This is a genomic window from Streptomyces sp. NPDC004629 (assembly GCF_042873595.1).
Classification (GTDB): Bacteria; Actinomycetota; Actinomycetes; order Streptomycetales; family Streptomycetaceae; genus Streptomyces.
On record NZ_JBIALO010000017.1, the window covers coordinates 189,290 to 195,729 of the forward strand.

At 72.7% G+C, this 6,440-nt stretch carries 5 protein-coding genes and 1 pseudogene; 2 read left to right on the forward strand and 4 right to left on the reverse strand.

Translation table 11 applies throughout. The annotated features are described in order from the left end of the window. Positions 1-191: 191 nt before the first annotated feature. Complete coding sequence (locus tag ACFYTE_RS25870; protein WP_388714872.1) at positions 192-1,070, reverse strand: NAD(P)-dependent oxidoreductase; 879 nt, start codon at positions 1,068-1,070, stop codon at positions 192-194. Between the two features lie 114 nt (positions 1,071-1,184). On the opposite strand from ACFYTE_RS25870, the gene ACFYTE_RS25875 reads away from it, so the two are divergent. Continuing rightward, on the forward strand, positions 1,185-1,781 hold the full coding sequence (locus tag ACFYTE_RS25875) for a TetR/AcrR family transcriptional regulator (RefSeq protein ID WP_388714874.1): 597 nt from the start codon (positions 1,185-1,187) through the stop codon (positions 1,779-1,781). A gap of 436 nt (positions 1,782-2,217) precedes the next feature. After that, positions 2,218-4,143 (forward strand): ArnT family glycosyltransferase, encoded by a 1,926-nt coding sequence (locus ACFYTE_RS25880; protein ID WP_388714877.1) that lies wholly within the window; start codon positions 2,218-2,220, stop codon positions 4,141-4,143. Between the two features lie 14 nt (positions 4,144-4,157). Here ACFYTE_RS25880 and ACFYTE_RS25885 read toward each other — a convergent pair whose 3' ends face one another. The 3 genes and pseudogenes from ACFYTE_RS25885 to ACFYTE_RS25895 form a co-directional block, all read right to left on the reverse strand. Then, positions 4,158-4,751 (reverse strand): histidine phosphatase family protein, encoded by a 594-nt coding sequence (locus ACFYTE_RS25885; protein WP_388714880.1) that lies wholly within the window; start codon positions 4,749-4,751, stop codon positions 4,158-4,160. Between the two features lie 6 nt (positions 4,752-4,757). After that, positions 4,758-5,639 (reverse strand): phosphogluconate dehydrogenase (NAD(+)-dependent, decarboxylating), encoded by an 882-nt coding sequence (gnd, locus tag ACFYTE_RS25890; RefSeq protein ID WP_388714883.1) that lies wholly within the window; start codon positions 5,637-5,639, stop codon positions 4,758-4,760. Between the two features lie 19 nt (positions 5,640-5,658). Next, positions 5,659-6,440: pseudogene (locus ACFYTE_RS25895) on the reverse strand (glucose-6-phosphate isomerase); the annotation flags it as partial.

Below are 6,440 nucleotides of genomic sequence, written 5' to 3' on the forward strand. Positions count from 1 at the left end.
GCAGTTCCCCGCGCCCCTATCGAGGTTCGTCCGTCGTTGGTCGGGTGCGGGTTTGTGGGGGCTTGTCGCGCAGTTCCCCGCGCCCCTATGGGGCTTGTCGCGCCGTTCCCCGCGCCCCTATGGGGCTTGTCGCGCAGTTCCCCGCGCCCCTATGGGGCTTGTTGCGCCGTTCCTCGCGTTCCTATGGGGCTTTACCGGGCTGTTTTGGTGCGGGTTTCGATTGTGTGGAGTACTGCGATCATGTCCTCGTCGGCGTGGCCGGCGGACACGGTTTCCTCGAACAAGGCGTGGCAGACGTCGAGGAGCGGTGAGGCGAGGCCCGCCGTGCGGGCCGCCGCCGCGATCAGCCGGTTGTTCTTCAGCACATCGAGCGCCGCGGCCTGCACCGTGAAGTCCCGCTCGTGCAGCTTGGGTGCCTTCATCCGGGAGACCCCGCTGGCCATCGGGCCCGCGTCCAGCACGTCCAGGAACAGCCGCCGGTCCAGGCCCTGCCGCTCGGCGAAGTGGAACGCCTCGGTCAGCCCGGTCACCAGCGTGATCAGGAAGAGGTTCACCGAGAGCTTCATGAGCAGCGCGTGCGGCGCCGGACCGCACACGAACACCTCCCGGCACATCGGCGCCAGCAGCGGCCCGACCCGCGCCACCGCCTGCTCGTCCCCGGCCAGCATCGCCACCAGCTGCCCCTGCTCGGCGGGCACCCGGGAGCCGGAGACCGGCGCCTCGGCATAACGGCCGCCCGCGGCGCGCACGTCGGCCTCCAGCGCCTGCGAGTACTCGGGCGAGGTCGTGCCCATGTGCACCACGACCCGTCCGGCGACGCGTGCCGCGAATCCTTGTCCGCCGCGGTCCAGCACGGCGTCGATCGCCGCGTCGTCGGCGAGCATCAGGATCACCACGTCCGCCCGCGCGAACACGTCGTCGGGGCCCGCGGCCACCTCCGCGCCGGCCGCGCGCAGCGGCTCGGCGCGCCCGGGGGTGCGGTTCCAGACCACGAGCGGGGTGCCCGCGGCCGCCAGGCGCAGCGCCATGGGCTGCCCCATCACTCCGAGACCGATGAATCCGACACGCATGTGGGGCCGCCTTCCACACCCGACCGACTATGACGGCGGTCATAGTAGCGGGCGCTATGACGGCGGTCATAGGCTGGACCGCACAGCGAGACACGGCACACCGGGAGGTCGACGATGGCGGGGTCCCGGCGCGGACCGAGGGAGCGCATGGTCTTCAGCGCCGCCCAGCTGATCCGGCGCGACGGGGTCGCCGCGACGGGCATGCGCGATGTGGCCGCCCATGCCGAGGCGCCGCGCGGATCGCTCCAGCACTACTTCCCGGGCGGCAAGGAACAACTCGTCAACGAGGCCGTGGCCTGGGCCGGGCGGTACGCGGGCAACCGGATCGCACGCTTCCTCGCGGAGCAGGACCGGCCGACGCCGAGCGGCCTGTTCGCGGCGATGGTGCGGCAGTGGACCGACGAGTACGGCACGAGCGGCTTCGACCGCGGCTGCCCGGTCGCCGCGGCCACCGTGGACTGCGCCGCGGCGGGCACCTCCACCCGGGAGGCGGCGGCCGCCGCGTTCGTGGCCTGGCGGGCCCCGCTCGCCGCGGCCCTGACGGATCTGGGGGTGCCCGCCGAGCGGGCCGACTCACTGGCCACCGTGATGATCAGCGCCCTGGAGGGGGCGATCCTGCTGGCCCGCGCCGAGCGGGACGTGGCACCCCTGACGACCGTGGCCCGCGAACTGGGCCCGCTCCTCGACGCGGCCGTGCGTCCCCCGGCCTGAGCGAAGACCGCTGCCGGTCCGGAGACGGCGTCGGGCCGGCATCGTCTCCGGCCGGGCCGGCCGCTGTCCCGCTCGCTCGCCCAGCACATCGCCCTGGCCGCCGACGACGCGGTGGCCGCGGCCCACCGCTATCGCGCCGCGGGTGGCGCCTTCTGGCGCTGCTGCACGACCAGCGTCGGCCGGGTGTTCTTCGAACTCGTCCGGCGCCCCCGGCTACCGTGGATACCGCGGCGCGAACGCGCCGGTCCGGCTCGCGGTACGGCTCGCTGGGCACCCCCCGCGCTGACCGCTGCCGCGGTGTGGAGGGGGTGAGAGGCCGGTGAGATCTCCCTCTGTTTCGGGGGCTATGCGGGTTCGCCGACCGATACTCACGAAAGTCCGGAATGCGCCCCGCGTTCCGGACCCGAGTCAACCCGGCTGCCCTGGAAGGCCGTTCATGCCGAGCACCGTCAGCGAACCGCGCACGGGGGGCCGCGCGGCTCCGCCACCGCCCACGGCCCCACCGCGCACCCGTGCCGACCGCTACGAGCGTCCGGTGCTGGTGTGCATCGCGGCACTCGCCGCCCTGCTCTTCCTCTGGGGCATCGACCACAGCGCCTACCACGCCTTCTACGCGAGCGCGGTGCGCAGCATGACCGACGGCCCGGTCGCCTTCCTCTACGGCTCCTTCGACCCCGCCGGTTCGATCACCCTCGACAAGCTGCCCGGCTTCCTGTGGCCCCAGGCCCTGTCGGCGCTGGTCTTCGGCTTCCACCCGTGGGCGCTGGTGCTTCCGCAGGCCGTCGAGGGCGTGGCCTGCGTCCTCCTGCTCCACCTGGTGGTGCGCCGCTGGGCCGGGGTGCCCGCCGGTCTCGCGGCGGCCGGGTTCCTCACGCTCACCCCGGTGACGGTGGGCGTGGGCCGGTCGGTGGTCGAGGACGCGCCGTTCGTCCTGCTGCTGCTCCTGGCCGCCGAGGCCACCCAGCGCGCTACCGAACGGGCCCGGCCGCGCACCCTGTTGCTCGCGGCCCTCTGGGTGGGCCTGGCGTTCCAGTGCAAGATGCTGGAGGCCTGGGCGGTACTGCCCGCGCTGGCCGCGACCTACCTGGTCGCCGCGCCCGCCCCGGCGCGCCGCCGGGCCGGTCATCTCGCCCTGGCCGGCGCGGTGACGGCGACGGTGTCCCTGTCGTGGATGCTGGTGGCCACCCTCACCCCGGCCGCCTCCCGCCCCTATCTCGACGGCACCACCGACAACTCGGCGTTCGGCATGGTCGTCGGCTACAACTTCCTGACCCGTTTCCACGCGGTCGGCATCGACGCGGCCGGCACCGGCAGCATCGTCACCGGCCGGCCCGCGCACCCGGGCGGTGCCCACGCGTCCGGCATGGGCGACAGCGTGTGGAAGATGCTCAGTCCCGGGATCGCCACCCAGACGGGATGGCTGTACCCGCTCGCGGCCCTCGGGCTCGTCGGCGGACTGGTGGCGCTGTGGCGGCGGCGCGTGCCGCGCACCGACCGCCTGCTCGCCGGACATCTGCTGTGGGGGGTGTGGCTGGCCACCTTCTTCGTGGTGTTCAGCTTCGGCAGCGTGACCGGTCACACCTACTACATGGGCGTCGTCGCGGTGGCCCTGTCGGCGCTGGCCGGCCAAGGGGTCGTCCAGGGGTCGCGGGCGCTTCGGGCCGGCGGCCGTACGGCCTGGCTGCTGCCGGCGGTGCTCGCCGTCAACGTCGCCTGGTGCGCGGCCCTGACGCTGTGCTATCCGCGGTTCTTCGGCTGGTCGGCGCCCGCGGCCGGCGCCCTGTGTCTGACCGGGCTCGCCCTGACCGGTGTGCGGCGCGGGCGTGCCGTCACGGCCGGAACGGCCGTTGCCGTCGCCGCGGTCCTGCTGGTCCCCGCCGTGTGGTCGGCCTCGGCGCTGTCCCCGCGCTACAACCAGCCCGGCGGCTTCGGCCGGGTCGGCCCGAACAGCGTCCGCACCGGTACCGCGCTGTCGACCCTGACCCCCGCGCGGCACCGCCTGCTGGCCTACCTCACCGCGCACCGCGACGGCGCCCGCTATCTGGCGGCCGTGCCCGGCTGGACCACCGCCGCGCCGTATGTGATCGCCGCCGACGCGCCCATGCTGCCCGTCGGGGGGTTCACCGGACGCGTCCCGTTCCCCGGTCCGCGGGGACTGAGTCGGCTGGTCGACTCCGGCCGGCTGCGTTTCGTGCTGCTGCGCCCCTCCGACGTCGTGGCGCACCCCCGCGCGGTACGGTCCCCGGCCGGCGCGCTGGCCCGCTGGACCGTCGTCCACTGCACCCGGGTGCCGCCGGCCGCGTACGGCGAGCACGGCCGCCGACACCTGCTGTACCGCTGCGGCCCGGAGCACGGTGGGTGATCCGGGCCGGGGCGTCAGACGGACCTGTTCCACTCCGCGATCACGGGTCTTTCGTGTTCCGTGGACAGCCGGCTGACCGTGCCGGTCGCCAGCTGGAACAGGCGGCCCTCGGCGGGCGGCAGCCCCAGCCGGCGGGCGGTGAGCACCCGCAGGAAGTGGGCGTGCGCGACGAGCACCACATCACCGGGGTCCCGGGCGAAGGCGGCGTCGACCCGGGACAGCACCCGGTCGGCCCGCCGTCCCGCCTGCGCGGGTGACTCGCCGGGATGCCCCTCGGGGCCGGGCGGTACGCCGTCCGTCCACAGGTCCCAGTCGGGGCGGGTGCGGTGGATCTCGCGGGTGGTGATGCCCTCGTAGCCGCCGTAGTCCCACTCGTGCAACTCGGGGTCGGGCACCGCACCGCTCAGGCCCGCGAGTTCGGCGGTGCGGATCGCGCGGGTGAGCGGGCTGGTGAGTACGAGCGCATAGGTCCGGCCCGAGAGGAGTGGGGCGAGGGACTTGGCCTGTTCCTCGCCGTGCCGGGTCAGCGGCAGATCGGTCCGGCTGGTGTGCCGGCCCGTGACGCTCCACTCCGTCTCACCATGGCGGACCAGGATGAGATCCCCCACGGCCGGTTACTCCTTCGCCGACTCGACGGCGTGGCCGCCGAACTGGTTGCGCAGCGCCGCGATCATCTTCATCTGCGGGGAGTCGTCCTGGCGGGAGGCGAAGCGCGCGAACAGGGAGGAGGTGATCGCCGGCAGCGGGACCGCGTGGTCGATGGCGGCCTCGACGGTCCAGCGGCCCTCGCCGGAGTCCTGCGCGAAGCCCTTCAGCTTCTGAAGGTGTTCGTCCTCGTCCAGGGCGTCGACCGCGAGGTCGAGCAGCCAGGAACGGATGACGGTGCCCTGCTGCCAGGAGCGGTACACCTCACGCACGTTGTCCACCGAGTTGACCTTCTCCAGCAGCTCCCAGCCCTCGGCGTACGCCTGCATCATCGCGTACTCGATGCCGTTGTGGACCATCTTGGAGAAGTGCCCGGCGCCGACCCGGCCCGCGTGGACATAGCCGTACGGGCCCTCGGGTTTGAGCGCTTCGAAGATCGGCTGGAGCCGGTCGACGTGTTCCTTGTCGCCGCCGACCATCAGCGCATAGCCGTTCTCCAGGCCCCACACGCCGCCGGAGACGCCGGCGTCGACGAAGCCGATGCCCTTGATGCCGAGTTCCGCGGCGTGCTTCTCGTCGTCACTCCAGCGGGAGTTGCCGCCGTCGACGACGGTGTCGCCGGGCGACAGCAGGTCGCCGAGTTCGTCGATGACCGACTGGGTGGGATGGCCGGCCGGGACCATGACCCACACCACGCGCGGGGCGTCGAGCCGTTCGACCAGTTCGGCGAGGCCCTTCGCGTCGGACAGGTCGGGGTTGCGGTCGTAGCCGATGACGGTGTGGCCCGCGCGGCGGATCCGCTCGCGCATGTTGCCGCCCATCTTGCCGAGGCCGATGAGTCCGAGCTGCATGTCAGTTCACTCTTCTCTCTTACGCGTTCTTGAGCGTGCGGTAGGCGGCGACGAGGGCGCGCGTGGATGGGTCGAGGCCCTCGACCTCGGTGCCCTCGGTGAGTGCGGGCTCGATGCGTTTGGCGAGGACCTTGCCCAGCTCGACGCCCCACTGGTCGAAGGAGTCGATGTCCCAGATCGCGCCCTGGACGAACACCTTGTGCTCGTACAACGCGATCAGCTGCCCCAGCACCGACGGGGTCAGCTCCCGCGCGAGGATCGTGGTCGTCGGATGATTGCCCCGGAACGTCCGGTGCGCCACCAGCTCCTCCGCGACCCCCTCCGCCCGCACCTCCTGCGGCGTCTTGCCGAAAGCGAGCGCCTGGGTCTGGGCGAAGAAGTTCGCCATCAGCAGATCATGCTGCGCCCCCAGTCCACCGCCCAGCCCGGCCACCGGCTCGGCGAACCCGATGAAGTCCGCCGGGATCACCCTGGTGCCCTGATGGATCAGCTGGAAGTAGGCATGCTGCCCGTTCGTGCCCGGCGTACCCCACACCACCGGCCCCGTCTGCCACTGCACCGGATTCCCGCCACGGTCCACGGACTTGCCGTTGGACTCCATGTCCAGCTGCTGCAGATACGCCGTGAACCGGGACAGATAGTGACTGTAGGGCAGCACCGCATGCGACTGCGCATCGAAGAAACCCCCGTACCACACACCCAGCAGCCCCAGCAGCAGCGGCACATTCGCCTCCGGCGGCGCCGTACGGAAATGCTCGTCGACCACACGGAAACCCGCCAGCATCTCCCCGAACCGCTCCG

Bases quoted from the DNA above. Each gene is read 5' to 3' on its own strand.
- gnd (WP_388714883.1), bottom strand. From the start codon at position 5,639: ATGCAGCTCGGACTCATCGGCCTCGGCAAGATGGGCGGCAACATGCGC.
- ACFYTE_RS25870 (WP_388714872.1), bottom strand. From the start codon at position 1,070: ATGCGTGTCGGATTCATCGGTCTCGGAGTGATGGGGCAGCCCATGGCG.
- ACFYTE_RS25875 (WP_388714874.1), top strand. From the start codon at position 1,185: ATGGCGGGGTCCCGGCGCGGACCGAGGGAGCGCATGGTCTTCAGCGCC.
- ACFYTE_RS25880 (WP_388714877.1), top strand. From the start codon at position 2,218: ATGCCGAGCACCGTCAGCGAACCGCGCACGGGGGGCCGCGCGGCTCCG.